We start from the raw sequence: 13,242 nt of genomic DNA on the forward strand, positions 1-13,242 counted from the left end.
GTTCCCCGGGGCGGGCATCGTCGTTCGTGGTGGTGCGGGTCAGCGTCGGCCGGAGCCGTCGCTGGTGCGGTGCCCGGATGCTTCGTCGTTCGGGTGCTGCGCAGCGTCGGCCTGCGGGGCCGGTGCGTCGTCGACCTTCTCGGCGGTCGCGTCATCGGCGGCTGCGAGGTGCGCGTCGACGCTCCGGTTCGACTCGGCCAGTCGTGCGTCGAGGTCGGACTCGGGGACGATGTCCGCGGCGGTGGCATCCGCACGCGGCATGGTCGTGTCGGCCGACCCGGCAGCGGCGGTGTTCGCCAGGCTCTCGTTCGCGAGCTTGGAGATGCGGGAGAGGAAGTCCCCGCCGGTGCCGGCGCCGGCGACCGGGCCGCTGCCGCTCCGTCCGCCGGAGAAGCCCTTCGCGATGCCGGACAGTGCCTCGGTGAACTCGCTCGGGATCATCCAGAGCTTGTTCGCGGTGCCCTCGGCGATCTTCGGGAGCATCTGCAGGTACTGGTAGGAGAGCAGCTTGTCGTCGGGGTCACCGGTGTGGATGGCCTCGAAGACCGTGGCGATGGCGGAGGCCTCACCCTCGGCGCGGAGCACCTGGGCCTTGGCGTCACCCTCGGCTGCGAGGATGGCGGCCTGCCGCTGCCCCTCGGCCTCGAGGATCTGGGACTGCTTGGTGCCCTCGGCCTGCAGGATCGCGGCACGACGGCTCCGCTCGGCACGCAGCTGCTGCTCCATGGCGTCCTGGATCGACACGGGCGGCTCGATCGCCTTGAGCTCGACACGGCCGACGCGGATGCCCCACTTGCCGGTCGCTTCGTCGAGCACGACGCGGAGCTGACCGTTGATGTTGTCGCGGCTGGTCAGGGCCTCTTCGAGGTTGAGGCCACCGACGACGTTGCGGAGCGTGGTGGTGGTGAGCTGCTCGACGGCACCGAGGTAGTTCGCGATCTCGTAGGTCGCCGCGCGGGCGTCGGTGACCTGGAAGTAGACGACGGTGTCGATGGAGACCACGAGGTTGTCCTCGGTGATCACCGGCTGCGGCGGGAACGACACGACCTGCTCGCGCATGTCGAGCAGGGGGCGCAGGCGGTCGATGAACGGCACGAGCAGGTTCAGGCCCGGCGAGAGCGTCTTGTGGTACTTGCCGAGGCGTTCCACGATGCCCGCGGTGGCCTGCGGGACGATGCGGATCGCCTTGGCCAGGACGACGATCACGAAGATGACGACGACGAGGATCAGGACGAGCAGTGCGATCGTCCCGGGTGAGATGGTCACGAGGTGGCCCTTTCTGCGAGGCGCACGACCGCGGTCGACCCCTCGATCGACTCGACGACCACGGGGGTGCCGAGTGGCGGTGTGCGGTCGATGGCGCCCACGGCGAACCGTGCGCTCCAGGTCTCGCCGTTGGCCAGGCGGACCTGGCCGGGAGCAGAGGATGTGAAGGCGACGGCGACGGTGCCGGGAAGCCCGATGAGCCCTTCGATGTTCGTGCGGTGCGGGTCGGCGCCTCGGCCGAGCATGACCAGCAGGCGCGGTCGCACGAGCGACAGCAGCACGAGCGCGAGCACGGCGGAGACGATGGCGGACAGCCACCACGGGGCGCCGAGCAGCGCGGCGATCAACCCACCGGCGGCTCCGGCCGCGAGCATGATGAAGATGAAGTCGAGGGTGAAGATCTCGACCACTCCCAGCAGCAACACGAGTCCGATCCAGACGATGGTCTGGATCCAATCGATTCCGTTCACGCGATCTCCCTCCCTCGGTCGCGCGCCGTGGCTCGCAGCGTCGCGACGGCCGGTACAACTCCGTTCAACATATCAGGAGGGTCGGTCGGCCGTGCAGGCGATTGGTAGGCTCGGTGCGGCCGACCGGCCGGAACACGACCTGGAGAACACGACTGTGAGCAACCCCCTCGCCCCCGGATCCCTCACCGACACGCGCGCCGTCGTCACCGGCTCGTCGCGCGGCATCGGCGCCGACACCGTCGGGTACCTGGCCAGCGCCGGCGCCAAGGTCGTCGTGAACTACCGCAACAAGGCCAAGCGCGCCGAGCAGATCGCCGAGAAGGTCGTCGCGGCCGGCGGCTCCGCCCTGGCGATCGGCGCCGACCTGACCGACCACGAATCGGTGCAGGCGCTCGTCGACACCGTCGTGCAGGAGTGGGGCGGCATCGACCTGCTCGTCCTGAACGCCTCGGGCGGCATGGAGTCCGGCCTCGGCGAGGACTACGCACTCCGCCTGAACCGCGACGCACAGGTCGACATGCTCCAGACCGCCGTGCCGCACATGCCCGCCGGGTCGCGCGTCGTGTTCGTGACGAGCCACCAGGCCCACTTCGTCGAGACCGCCGAGACGATGGACGAGTACGTCCCGGTCGCCAAGAGCAAGCGCGCCGGTGAGCTCGCCCTGCGTGAGCTGATCCCGCAGCTCGAGGCCGCGGGCATCGAGTTCGTCGTCGTCTCCGGCGACATGATCGAGGGCACGATCACCGCGACCCTGCTGAACCGCCTGAACCCCGGCGCGATCGAGGGCCGCAGGCAAGAGGTCGGCAAGCTCTACAGCGTCTCGGAGTTCGCCGCCGAGATCGCCCTCGCCGCGATCGAGCCGATCCCCGCCGACCACACCAAGCTCGTCGGCGACGTCAGCGGCTTCGTCGGCTAGCGTCGGGCGGGTGACTGCCAAGCCCGGCCTGCGCCGAACCTCCCGCATCATCCTGCTCGACCCCGAGGGGCGCGTGTTCCTGATGGACACGAACTCGCCGTCGTCGGACGGTGCCCACCGGTGGATCACGCCCGGCGGCGGGGTCGACCCGGGGGAGTCCCACCGCGACGCGGCGATCCGCGAGCTGCGCGAGGAGACCGGGATCGTCATCGACGACCCGGGCGAGCCGGTCTGGTCCTGGGACTTCACCGTCGAGTGGGACCTCGCCGACCACGACCGCGGCCACAGCGAGTTCTACGTCGTGCGCACACCGGGCTTCGAGCTGTCGGACGCCGAGTGGACCGACGACGAGCGGGTCGACATCCTCGCGTCGCGCTGGTGGACCGCCGACGAGCTCGACGCCACCGATGAACCGTTCGAACCGGCGGAGCTGCCGGAGCTGGTGCGTCGGTTCACCGCGGCCTGACCCGGCCGTCGTCTGCACCCGGCCGTCGTCTGCACTCGGCCGTCGTCTGCACGGTGCCGGGTCCGTCGGTCGGTGCGGGGTTGGTGGCGTGGTGCGCGCTTGTGGCGCTGCACGGTGCGCGGAAGCGCGCACGGGGTGAGGACGTGCGCACGGTGCTGACGGGAGGCGCGGAGCGGTCCTGACCCGTGCCTCCTGTCCGGTGGTGGGGTGCGTCCAACGCACGGTGCGGGATTGCCTTGTCGGTGTCGGTACCCGCCGGTACCCTGATCGACATGCATACCAGTTCCGGAGACGACGCCGTTCCGAGCCGGAGCGTGCACGCCGCCGACGGCCACGACCGCATCCGCGTGCGCGGTGCCCGCGCCAACAACCTGCAGGGGATCGACGTCGACCTGCCGAAGCGTCGACTCACGGTGTTCACCGGTGTGTCCGGGTCCGGCAAGAGCTCGCTCGTGTTCGGCACCGTCGCCGCCGAGTCGCAGCGGATGATCAACGAGACGTACAGCGCCTTCGTGCAGGGCTTCATGCCGTCGCTCGCGCGACCCGACGTCGACCTGCTCGACGGACTGACCACCGCGATCGTCGTCGACCAGGAGCGCATCGGCGCCGACCCGCGGTCGACCGTCGGCACCGCCACCGATGCGAACGCGATGCTGCGCGTGCTCTTCAGTCGTCTGGGCGACCCGCACGTCGGCGGTCCGAACGCGTTCTCGTTCAACCTGGCGACGGTCACCGCCGGGGGAGCGATCACGGTGCAGAAGGGCAAGGACGTCAAGGCCGAGAAGGTCTCGTTCACTCGGCTCGGTGGCATGTGCGCCGACTGCGAGGGGCGCGGGCTCGTCAACGACATCGACCTGACGCAGCTGTTCGACGACTCGAAGGCGCTCGGCGACGGGGCGATCACGATCCCCGGCTACGGCACCGACGGGTGGAACGTCCGGATGTACGCGGAGTCCGGGTACTTCGACAAGGACACCCCGATCCGAGACTTCACCGAGCAGGAGCGCGCCGACTTCCTCTACCGCGAGCCCACGAAGCAGAAGATCGCCGGCATCAACATGACGTACGAGGGGCTCGTCGCCCGGGTGCGCCGTTCGATGCTGCAGAAGGACCGCGGGGCGATGCAGCCGCACATCCGCGCCTTCGTCGACCGTGCGGTGACCTTCACGACGTGCCCGGCGTGCGGGGGCACCCGGCTGAACGACATAGCCCGCTCGTCGAAGATCAGCGGGAAGAGCATCGCCGACGTCTGTTCGATGCAGATCACCGACGTCGTGCCGTGGCTCCGTGCTGTCGACGACCCCGGCGTCGCGCCGCTGCTCGACGGCCTCCGCGACCTGCTCGAGTCGTTCGTCGAGATCGGTCTCGGCTACCTCTCGCTCGACCGCCCGACCGGCACGCTGTCCGGGGGAGAGGGGCAGCGGGTCAAGATGGTGAAGCACCTCGGGTCGTCCCTCAGCGACGTCACGTACGTCTTCGACGAGCCGAGCACGGGGTTGCACCCGCACGACATCGAGCGGATGAACGGCCTGCTGCTGCGGCTGCGCGACAAGGGGAACACCGTGCTCGTGGTCGAGCACAAGCCCGAGGTCATCGCGATCGCCGACCACGTCGTCGACCTCGGCCCGGGCGCCGGCTCCGGCGGCGGGACGCTCTGCTACCAGGGCCCGGTGCAGGGGCTGCGGGGGAGCGGGACCATCACCGGTCAGCACCTCGACGACCGCGTCTCGGTGAAGACCGCCGTCCGCCGGTCCGACGGGGTGATCGCGATCCGCGGTGCGTCGGCGCACAACCTGCACGACGTCGACGTGGACGTCCCCACCGGGGTGCTCACCGTCGTGACGGGCGTCGCCGGGTCCGGCAAGAGCACGCTGATCCACGGGTCGCTCGCGCATCGCGAGGGTGTCGTGGCCATCGACCAGAGCGGGATCCGCGGCTCCCGACGCAGCAACCCGGCGACGTACACCGGACTGCTCGAGCCCATCCGCAAGGCGTTCGCGAAGGCCAACGGCGTGAAGCCCGCGCTGTTCAGCGCGAACTCCGAGGGCGCCTGCCCCGCGTGCAACGGCGCCGGTGTCGTGTACACCGACCTTGGGATGATGGCCGGCATCGCCACCCCGTGCGTGGAGTGCGACGGCAAGCGGTTCGACCAGTCGGTGCTCGGCTACCAGCTCGGTGGCAAGGACATCAGCCAGGTCCTCGGCATGTCCGTCGCCGAGGCCGTGGCGTTCTTCGCCGACGGTCCGGCCGTGCTGCCTGCTGCGCACACGATCCTGGCGCGCCTGGCCGACGTCGGACTCGGGTACCTGACCATCGGGCAGCCACTCACGACGCTGTCCGGCGGAGAACGGCAGCGGCTCAAGCTGGCGACCCATCTCGGTGAGCGTGGCGGCACCGTCGTGCTCGACGAACCGACCACCGGACTGCACCTGGCGGACGTCGCACAGCTGCTCGGGCTGCTCGACCGCTTGGTGGACTCGGGCAAGACCGTCGTGGTGATCGAGCACCACCAGGCCGTGATGGCGCATGCCGACTGGATCATCGACCTCGGGCCGGGCGCGGGGCACGACGGCGGACGGATCGTGTTCGAGGGCACGCCCGCCGACCTCGTCGCCGCCCGCTCGACCCTGACCGGCCAGCACCTGGCGGCCTACGTCGGCGCCTGAAGCAGGGGACATGTTCGTCCAGGGAACCTGAACGTTGCCGGTGCGATTCCGATAGCGTTTGATCGACGCTCACGATCGGCTACCCGGCCTGGATCGGCGTCCTGATCGAAGGAGCTCCCATGTCCAACCCCGGCAACGCGCCCGCTCAGTCCAACACCTTCGGCGTCGTCTCCCTGGTGCTCGGCATCGTCGGCGTCGTCGGCGGTATCTTCATCGCCCTGATCGGCATCATCGCCGGCATCATCGGGCTCGTGCTCGGCATCCTGGCGCGCAAGCGCGGGGGGAGCCGCGGCACCGTCCTCGCCGGCATCATCCTGTCGGCCGTCGCGATCGTCATCGGCATCGTCGGTTACATCCTGACGGCGGTCATCCTCACCCAGTCGTGAGGGAGGCCCGTCCGAGGGCGCACGCGTGACGTCCGCGGGCGTGCATCGTGAGCAGAAGAGGTCGAGTCCGTCATCTGGACTCGATCCCTTCTGCTCACTCGACGGCTTCGCGTCTGGTCCGGTCACCGGCGGTTCGCCCCTCGGCGAGGAACCCGGTGAAGGCAGCGCGCACACGGTCGAGGTCGGGCTCGAGGCCGGTGATGTGTCTGAGGCTCGCGACCGCTTGCCCGACGGCCATCCAGCCACCGTCGACCACCCGGCGTCCGGCCGCACGTGATCGTTCCTCCCGCGGCGTCGACCGGCCATCCGACAGTGACGCGCTCTGAATGGAGCCCGATGCGTCCCCAGCCCGTTCGGCGTACCGTCCGGCGCATGAGCTACAGCCAGCCAGACCCAGCCGAAGAGACCACCCAGAGCGAGACGCCGGAGCAGCCGGACACCGACCAGGAGAACCTGGAGGAACAGGGCGCTGAACCAGCGGCGCTCGAGATCGACGCCGACGACGTCCCGACGAAGCCAGCCGACTGACACTGTCGCCCGACGATGTGCTTCGTGAGCAGGAACGGTCGAGTCCGCGCGTGGGACTCGACCTTTCCTGCTCACCAAGCGCCCGGTACCGTCCGCAGGCATGAGCCGATAATGCATATTATGTCAACTCGGGTTCGGACAGGGGCTCCTCGTGCGTGAACTCGTGCTGAAGATGTCGATGTCGCTGGATGGTTTCGTGGCTGGTCGTCGCGCCGACTCCGGACTCGATGGCCTGGGTGCTCGACACCGTGGCGGGTGCCGACCTGCACGCCTTCGGCCGCAAGACATTCGAGACTGTCTCAGCGTTCTGGCCGGCGGCACCCGGGCCGATCGCCGAACCGATGAACCGGATCCCCAAGGTCGTCTTCACCACGCAGCGTGACTTCGATCCGCGAACAGTGGCGGTCCCCGACCGTGGCTCCCCCGCGGCGGCGACCTGGACCGGTGCGCGGGTCGCATCCGGACTGCTCGAGGCCGAAGTGGCAGCGCTCAAGCAGGAGTCGGACGCGTACGTCCTCGCCCAGGGCGGAACGGAGTTCGGTCGCAGCCTCGTCCGCGCCGGCCTGGTCGACGAGTACCGGCTTGCCGTGCTTCCGGTGGCGCTCGGCTCCAGCGACGGCGTGTTCGCGGGGCTGCCGGACGAGCTCGACCTGCACCTGGTCAGTTCCGAGGCGTTCGCCGGCGGTGCGCTCGGGCTGGTGTACCGTTCGACGGCACGGTGACCGCCGAGACGCCGACGGCGTCGCATGCGTAGCGTCGTCGCCATGACACTCACCGATGCTCAGATCGGCCGGAACCTCCGGGGTGTCCGCGAACGACTGGCCGGTTCCGATCCTGACGACCTGGCCCTCCGGATGCGGCTGCGCGGCTGGCACTGGGACGCCGCGACCGTCGAGTCGGTCGAGGACGGCGCACGTCCACTGCTCCGGTCCGAAGCCGACGACCTCGTGGGGATCCTCGGGTACTCGGACGGCTTCCTGACGGCCGAGACCGACGCTGAGCACGAGGCCGACATCACCGATCAGATGGTCCGTCGAGCCGAGGGGCACGTGCGACGGGCGACCGAGTGGTGGCACGAGATCGCCGACCGCTACCGGGTCTCCGGGCTGACTCCCCCGATCGACATCGACACGGTCGAGGCGGAGGCGCACCGCGCTCACCGCGATCCCGACGCCGCACTGGGTGTCCCCCTGAGCGACGACCGCACGACGCACCTGGCGGACTGGGCGAACCGACCAGAGCGGCCCGTGCACCCCCTCGACACCATCGAGGCCGGTGGTGTGTGGGCCGACGAGCAGATCGCGATGCAGCTCGACCACGACCTGCGCGAGGCATCGGACGCCGTCCGGTACGCCACCGTGCAGCTGCTCCGCGTCAGCGCGGACGGCTAGAAGACGGCGACGGTCATCCCGGTCGACGTGGCGGGACGGTCCATGGCCACGATCGCGCCGGGCAGGTCGTCGAAGCCGATGGTCCGGCCGATCGAGTCGTCCGGACGCAGTCGCCCGGTGACGACGTCGGCGAGCATCGCCGCGTACTCCCCCACCGAGATGCCGTGGCTGCCGAGCAGTTCGAGCTCATCGGCGATGACGCGACCCATCGGGATCACCGGCTCGGCCTCGTCGTCGAGCAGCAGGCCGACCTGCACGTGACGTCCTCGAGGGCGCAGGGATGCGACCGCTGCGACGGAGGTCGCCCGGCTGCCGAAGGCGTCGATCGAGACGTGCGCGCCGCCGTCGGTCCGAGCACGGACCGCGGCGACTGCCGCTTCGTCCATCGGCAGGGTGACGGCGCCGAGTGCTGCGGCACGTTCGAGTGCCGCAGACGAGACGTCGACCGCGATCACCTGCGCGCCCGCCGCGACCGCGACGATGATCGTCGACAGGCCGACTCCGCCGCAGCCGAACACGGCCACCCACTCCCCTGCTGCGACCCGACCTCGGGCATGCAGGGCGTGGTAGGCCGTCCCGAACCGGCACCCGAGTGCCGCGGCCTCGGCGAAGCCCACGGTCTCCGGGAGCGCGACCACGTTGACGTCGGCGTGCGGGATGACGACGGACTCGGCGTAGGAACCGGGCAGCGTGAACCCGGGTTGCTGCTGGCGCGTGCACACCTGGGTGGCGCCGTCGACGCACTCCGGGCACGTCCCGCAGGCGAACACGAAGGGCGCGGTCACCCGGTCCCCGACCGACACCCGGGTCACCGCGTCCCCGACGGACGTGACGACACCGGCGAACTCGTGCCCGGGGACGTGCGGCAGCGAGACGGAGTCGTCGTGTCCCTTCCAGGCGTGCCAGTCACTGCGGCACACCCCGGTGGCCGCGACCCGGACGACGGCCCCGTGGTCCGGTGCCACCGGATCGGGCAGGTCGACGATCGACGGGGCGGATCCGAACTGGTCGTACTGGACTGCGCGCATCCCGCCATCGTCCCAGACGGTGCTGTCGTGTTGTCCACAGACGACGGATCGGCCGTTGCACGCCGACGGCGACGGCCGGTTCACTGGACCCATGGACGAACCGAACGCACTGCACTTCTCCGCCGACCCCGCCGACCTCGACGTCGACCGCGTGCACCGCTGGCTCAGCGAGCAGTCGTACTGGGCGCGGGGTCGCAGTCGTGCCACCCAGGACGCGGTCATCGCCGGGTCCCGCAACTTCGGCGTCTACGACACCGCGACGGGCGCGCAGCTCGGGTACGCCCGGGTGATCACCGACGGGGTGACGTTCGGCTGGTTGGCCGACGTGTTCGTCGATCCGGACGCTCGTGGCCGTGGCGTCGGCGTCGCCCTCGTGCAGGGCGTGACCGAGGCGATCGAGCCACTCGGGTTGAAGCGGTTCGCCCTGTTCACCGCCGACGCGCAGGGCCTGTACGAGCGGTTCGGGTTCCGTCCGCTCCCCGACCCGGAGGGCTGGATGATGCGCCCTGGGCCGGGGTTCGGTGCCGATGTGCACGACTGAAGCGGATACCGCGACCGTCCGCGCCCGGCGAGCGTCAGTACTCGATGCGGCCATCCCGGTTGTGGAACTCCCCCGTGGGCCCGTCCGGCCCGACCGTGGCGAGCGCGACGGTCGCGTCGGTGCCCTCGGTGATCGTCTGGTGTCCACCGAACCCGTTGAACTCGGTGGCGGTGTACCCGGGGTCGCTGACGTTGATGCGGAACTCCGGCAGGTTCTTCGCGTACTGCACGGTCAGCGCGATCACCGCGGCCTTCGACGCGGCGTAGGGCACAGCCGGCACCGGGTACTCGTCGTGGCCCGGGGTCGTCAACCACCTGGCGAACCCCACGCCCGAGGCGACGTTCACGATCACGGGGTGGTCGGACGCCCTCAGGAGCGGGAGCGCCGCCTGCGTGACCCGGACGATGCCCGTCACGTTGGTGTCGAGCACGGTGGCCATCGCGGCGGCGTCGAGGTCGTCGACCCCGAACGACGTCCCGAGGATGCCGGCGTTGTTCACGAGCACGTCGAGGGCGGGGATGGTGGCGATCGCGGCGTCGATGCTGTCCTGGTCGGTCACGTCGAGCTGGACCACCTGGGCGCCCAGGGCACGCGCCTCGTCGCCCGTGGTGGGGTCGCGCATGCCGGCGTACACGGTGTGGCCCGCGTCGACCAGGCGGCGGACGGTCTCGAGCCCGAGACTGCGGTTGGCTCCGGTGATGAGTGTCGTTGTCATGCCCCCACTCTCCGCCCGAGCGGCTGACTCCCCCAGGCACCGTGCGACGGTGGGACCACCAGTACCAGGAAGGACAGGAGGCGCGGGGCGAGGATGGTGGGCATGAGCGAGTTCGCGAGTGTGTTGCGTTCCTGGCGCGACCGTGTCCGTCCCGAAGAGGTCGGCCTGCCGGCCGGGCCCGGCCGACGGACCCCCGGTCTCCGGCGCGAGGAACTCGCAGCGCTCGCGGGGGTGAGCGTCGACTACGTCGTCCGGCTCGAGCAGGGCCGCGCGCTGAACCCCTCACCCCAGCTGCTCGGCGCCCTCGCCACGGCGCTCCGGCTCACCGCCGCCGAGCGCGACCACCTGTGCAGGGTCGCCGGCGTCGCTCCCCCGTCGCTCCAGGTCGTCCCGCGGCACATCACCCCCGGGGTGCAGCGGCTCGTCGACCGGCTCGGCGACGTCCCGATCGCGGTGTTCACGGCGACGCACGACATCGTGCTGTGGAACGACCTGTGGGCTGCGCTGAACGGAGACCCCTCGCGGGCGGTCGGGATCGAGCGCAACCTGGTGTGGCGGCACTTCATGCACGCCCACGACGGCGTCGAGTGGGACGACGAGCACCAGGAAGAGTTCTCGAGCGACCTCGCAGCGGACCTCCGTCAGGCGTCCGGTCGCTACCCCGCCGACCGCGACCTGGCCGAGCTCGTCGCGCGGCTGCGCCGGGAGTCGCCGGAGTTCGAACGCCGCTGGGACACCGGGCGCATCGCCGAGCACCGGGCGAGCCGCAAGCAGGTGCACACGCCGGTCGGCCCCATCGAGATCGACTGCGACGTGCTGACGGTGCCGGGCGGCGACCTGCGGATCGTCCTCTACACCGCGGTCCCCGGCACCGAGGACGCCGCGAAGCTCGACCTGCTTCGGGTCACCGGACTGCAGCAGTTCAGCACGGCGCCGTGACCTGAGGACCTAGCTCGGGCGTAGCGCTTCCTCATCGGCCGCGACGTCCTTCTGCACGGCGAACTGGGTCCGGTGCAACTCCTCGTACCGTCCGCCCACGGCCAGCAGTTCCTCGTGGGTCCCACGCTCGACGATCGACCCGTCCTCGACCACGAGGATCAGGTCCGCGCTGCGGATGGTCGACAGCCGGTGGGCGATCACCATCGCCGTCCGCCCCTCGAGCGCCTCGCTGAGCGCAGCCTGCACGGCGGCCTCGGACGTCGAGTCCAGCGCCGCGGTGGCCTCGTCGAGGATGACGACGCGCGGCTGGGCGAGCAGGAGCCTGGCGATGGTCATCCGCTGGCGCTCGCCGCCGGACAACCGGTAACCACGCTCCCCGACCATGGTGTCGAGCTGGTCAGGCAGGGAGCGGATGAGTGGTTCGAGCCGCGCGCGCCGGACGGCGTCCCACACCTCGTCCTCGGTCGCCTCGGGCCGCGCGAGGCGCAGGTTGGAGCGGATCGTCTCATGGAAGAGGTGGCCGTCCTGCGTCACCATCCCCATGGTGTGCCGCATGGAGGCGAACGTGACGTCGCGGACGTCCGACCCGGCCAGCCGGACGGCGCCACTGTCGACGTCGTACAGGCGGGAGAGCAGTTGCGCGATCGTGGACTTGCCGGCTCCGGAGGTGCCGACGAGGGCGACGGTCTGCCCCGGTTCGATCCGGAACGAGACGCCGTGCAACACCTCGTCACCGCCGCGGGTGTCCAGCGTGGAGACCTCCTCGAGCGAGGCGAGGGACACCTTGTCCGCAGCGGGGTAGGCGAAACGGACGTCGTCGAACTCGACCGCCACCGGGCCGTCGGGGACGGTGCCGGCGTCGGGCTTCTCCTGGATGAGCGGTTCGAGGTCGAGGACCTCGAAGACGCGCTCGAAGCTGACCACCGCGCTCATGATCTCCACCCGGGCGTTCGCGAGGCTGGTCAGCGGTGCGTAGAGGCGGGTGAGCAGGAGGGCCAGCGTCACCACGTCGCCCGTGTTCAGCTGGCCACCGAGCGCGAGGGCGCCGCCGACCCCGTAGACGAGCGCGAGGGCGAGGGCGGAGACCAGGGTGAGGGCGGTGACGAAGACGAACTGCAGCAGGGCACTCCGCACGCCGATGTCGCGGACGCGGGCGGCGCGCACCCGGAACTCCTCCGCTTCCTCGTCGGGACGGCCGAACAGCTTCACGAGGGTGGCGCCGGGCGCGGAGAAGCGCTCGGTCATCTGCGTGCTCATGGCGGCGTTGTGGTCGGCGGCCTCGCGACGCAGCGCGGCGAGGCGGCTGCCCATGCGGCGCGCGGGGACCAGGAAGACCGGGAGCATGACGATCGCCAGGACGGTCACGAGCCAGGACGTGCTGAGCATGACGGTCAGGGTGAGGATCAGCGCCACGGTGTTCGTGACCACGCCGGACAGCGTGCCGCTGAAGGCCTGCTGTGCGCCGATCACGTCGTTGTTGAGGCGACTGACGAGGGCACCCGTGCGTGTGCGGGTGAAGAAGGCGATCGGCATCTTCTGCACGTGGTTGAACACGGCGGTCCGGAGGTCCAGGATCACGCCTTCGCCGATGCGTGCCGAGAACCAGCGCGTCGCGAGCGACACCCCTGCGTCGCCCACGGCGACCAGGGCGATGACGACCGCGAGCCAGGTGATCGTGCCGAGCGCGCCACGGGCGACGATGACGTCGACCACCCGGCCGGCGAGCACGGGTGTCGCGACCGCCAGGACGGCGCCCACGACGGAGAGGACGATGAAGACCACCAGCTTGGCCCGGTAGGGCACTGCGAACGTCATGATCCGCCGGACCGACTCACGGGAGATGCCGTGCTTGCCGTCCTTGGCGGTGGAGATCTTGTAGAGCGAGCTCCAGGCCACGCCTTCCATGCTCATGGCAGTCAGGATACGTCGG

Annotated in this window: 15 protein-coding genes; 9 read left to right on the forward strand and 6 right to left on the reverse strand. The window is 70.4% G+C overall.

What is annotated here, in order from left to right:
• Window positions 1–39: 39 nt before the first annotated feature.
• Entirely contained in the window at window positions 40–1,266 is a 1,227-nt protein-coding gene (locus ABH929_RS14145; protein WP_205462448.1) for an SPFH domain-containing protein, read from the reverse strand.
• Window positions 1,263–1,736, reverse strand: a complete 474-nt coding sequence (locus tag ABH929_RS14150) for an NfeD family protein (RefSeq protein ID WP_263090904.1) — start codon at window positions 1,734–1,736, stop codon at window positions 1,263–1,265. The genes ABH929_RS14145 and ABH929_RS14150 overlap by 4 nt, the downstream gene beginning before the upstream one ends.
• A 154-nt stretch (window positions 1,737–1,890) precedes the next feature.
• On the opposite strand from ABH929_RS14150, the gene ABH929_RS14155 reads away from it, so the two are divergent.
• The 4 genes from ABH929_RS14155 (at window position 1,891) to ABH929_RS14170 (ending at window position 6,170) form a co-directional block, all read left to right on the forward strand.
• Window positions 1,891–2,652 carry an SDR family oxidoreductase gene (locus ABH929_RS14155; protein ID WP_404561677.1) on the forward strand — a complete coding sequence of 254 codons (762 nt, stop codon included), beginning with the start codon at window positions 1,891–1,893 and terminating at the stop codon, window positions 2,650–2,652.
• 10 nt (window positions 2,653–2,662) lie between these two features.
• Window positions 2,663–3,118 (forward strand): NUDIX hydrolase, encoded by a 456-nt coding sequence (locus ABH929_RS14160; protein ID WP_404561678.1) that lies wholly within the window; start codon window positions 2,663–2,665, stop codon window positions 3,116–3,118.
• Between the two features lie 272 nt (window positions 3,119–3,390).
• Entirely contained in the window at window positions 3,391–5,784 is a 2,394-nt protein-coding gene (locus tag ABH929_RS14165) for an ATP-binding cassette domain-containing protein (RefSeq protein WP_404561679.1), read from the forward strand.
• A gap of 119 nt (window positions 5,785–5,903) precedes the next feature.
• Window positions 5,904–6,170, forward strand: a complete 267-nt coding sequence (locus ABH929_RS14170; protein ID WP_123294405.1) for a hypothetical protein — start codon at window positions 5,904–5,906, stop codon at window positions 6,168–6,170.
• Between the two features lie 94 nt (window positions 6,171–6,264).
• Here ABH929_RS14170 and ABH929_RS14175 read toward each other — a convergent pair whose 3' ends face one another.
• Entirely contained in the window at window positions 6,265–6,408 is a 144-nt protein-coding gene (locus tag ABH929_RS14175) for a hypothetical protein (protein ID WP_404561680.1), read from the reverse strand.
• 134 nt (window positions 6,409–6,542) lie between these two features.
• Between ABH929_RS14175 and ABH929_RS14180 the strand changes: the two genes are divergently transcribed.
• The 3 genes from ABH929_RS14180 (at window position 6,543) to ABH929_RS14190 (ending at window position 8,089) form a co-directional block, all read left to right on the forward strand.
• Window positions 6,543–6,698 (forward strand): hypothetical protein, encoded by a 156-nt coding sequence (locus ABH929_RS14180; protein WP_263090909.1) that lies wholly within the window; start codon window positions 6,543–6,545, stop codon window positions 6,696–6,698.
• A 188-nt stretch (window positions 6,699–6,886) separates the two neighbouring features.
• Window positions 6,887–7,420 (forward strand): dihydrofolate reductase family protein, encoded by a 534-nt coding sequence (locus ABH929_RS14185; RefSeq protein ID WP_404561681.1) that lies wholly within the window; start codon window positions 6,887–6,889, stop codon window positions 7,418–7,420.
• 42 nt (window positions 7,421–7,462) lie between these two features.
• Window positions 7,463–8,089 carry a hypothetical protein gene (locus ABH929_RS14190; protein WP_404561682.1) on the forward strand — a complete coding sequence of 209 codons (627 nt, stop codon included), beginning with the start codon at window positions 7,463–7,465 and terminating at the stop codon, window positions 8,087–8,089.
• Here ABH929_RS14190 and ABH929_RS14195 read toward each other — a convergent pair.
• Complete coding sequence (locus tag ABH929_RS14195; RefSeq protein WP_404561683.1) at window positions 8,086–9,117, reverse strand: alcohol dehydrogenase catalytic domain-containing protein; 1,032 nt, start codon at window positions 9,115–9,117, stop codon at window positions 8,086–8,088. The genes ABH929_RS14190 and ABH929_RS14195 overlap by 4 nt on opposite strands.
• 91 nt (window positions 9,118–9,208) lie before the next feature.
• Between ABH929_RS14195 and ABH929_RS14200 the strand changes: the two genes are divergently transcribed.
• Window positions 9,209–9,658: a GNAT family N-acetyltransferase gene (locus ABH929_RS14200; protein WP_404561684.1), complete on the forward strand. Its 450-nt coding sequence runs from the start codon at window positions 9,209–9,211 to the stop codon at window positions 9,656–9,658.
• A gap of 34 nt (window positions 9,659–9,692) precedes the next feature.
• Here ABH929_RS14200 and ABH929_RS14205 read toward each other — a convergent pair whose 3' ends face one another.
• Window positions 9,693–10,373 carry an SDR family NAD(P)-dependent oxidoreductase gene (locus ABH929_RS14205; RefSeq protein ID WP_404561685.1) on the reverse strand — a complete coding sequence of 227 codons (681 nt, stop codon included), beginning with the start codon at window positions 10,371–10,373 and terminating at the stop codon, window positions 9,693–9,695.
• Between the two features lie 102 nt (window positions 10,374–10,475).
• Here ABH929_RS14205 and ABH929_RS14210 point away from each other — a divergent pair, with 102 nt between their 5' ends.
• Window positions 10,476–11,312 (forward strand): helix-turn-helix domain-containing protein, encoded by an 837-nt coding sequence (locus tag ABH929_RS14210; RefSeq protein ID WP_404561686.1) that lies wholly within the window; start codon window positions 10,476–10,478, stop codon window positions 11,310–11,312.
• A 9-nt stretch (window positions 11,313–11,321) separates the two neighbouring features.
• Here the strand turns inward: ABH929_RS14210 and ABH929_RS14215 are convergent, their stop codons facing one another.
• Window positions 11,322–13,223 (reverse strand): ABC transporter ATP-binding protein, encoded by a 1,902-nt coding sequence (locus ABH929_RS14215; RefSeq protein ID WP_205462442.1) that lies wholly within the window; start codon window positions 13,221–13,223, stop codon window positions 11,322–11,324.
• Window positions 13,224–13,242 lie beyond the last annotated feature (19 nt).

The organism is Curtobacterium sp. AB7, assembly GCF_044909335.1.
Classification (GTDB): domain Bacteria; phylum Actinomycetota; class Actinomycetes; order Actinomycetales; family Microbacteriaceae; genus Curtobacterium.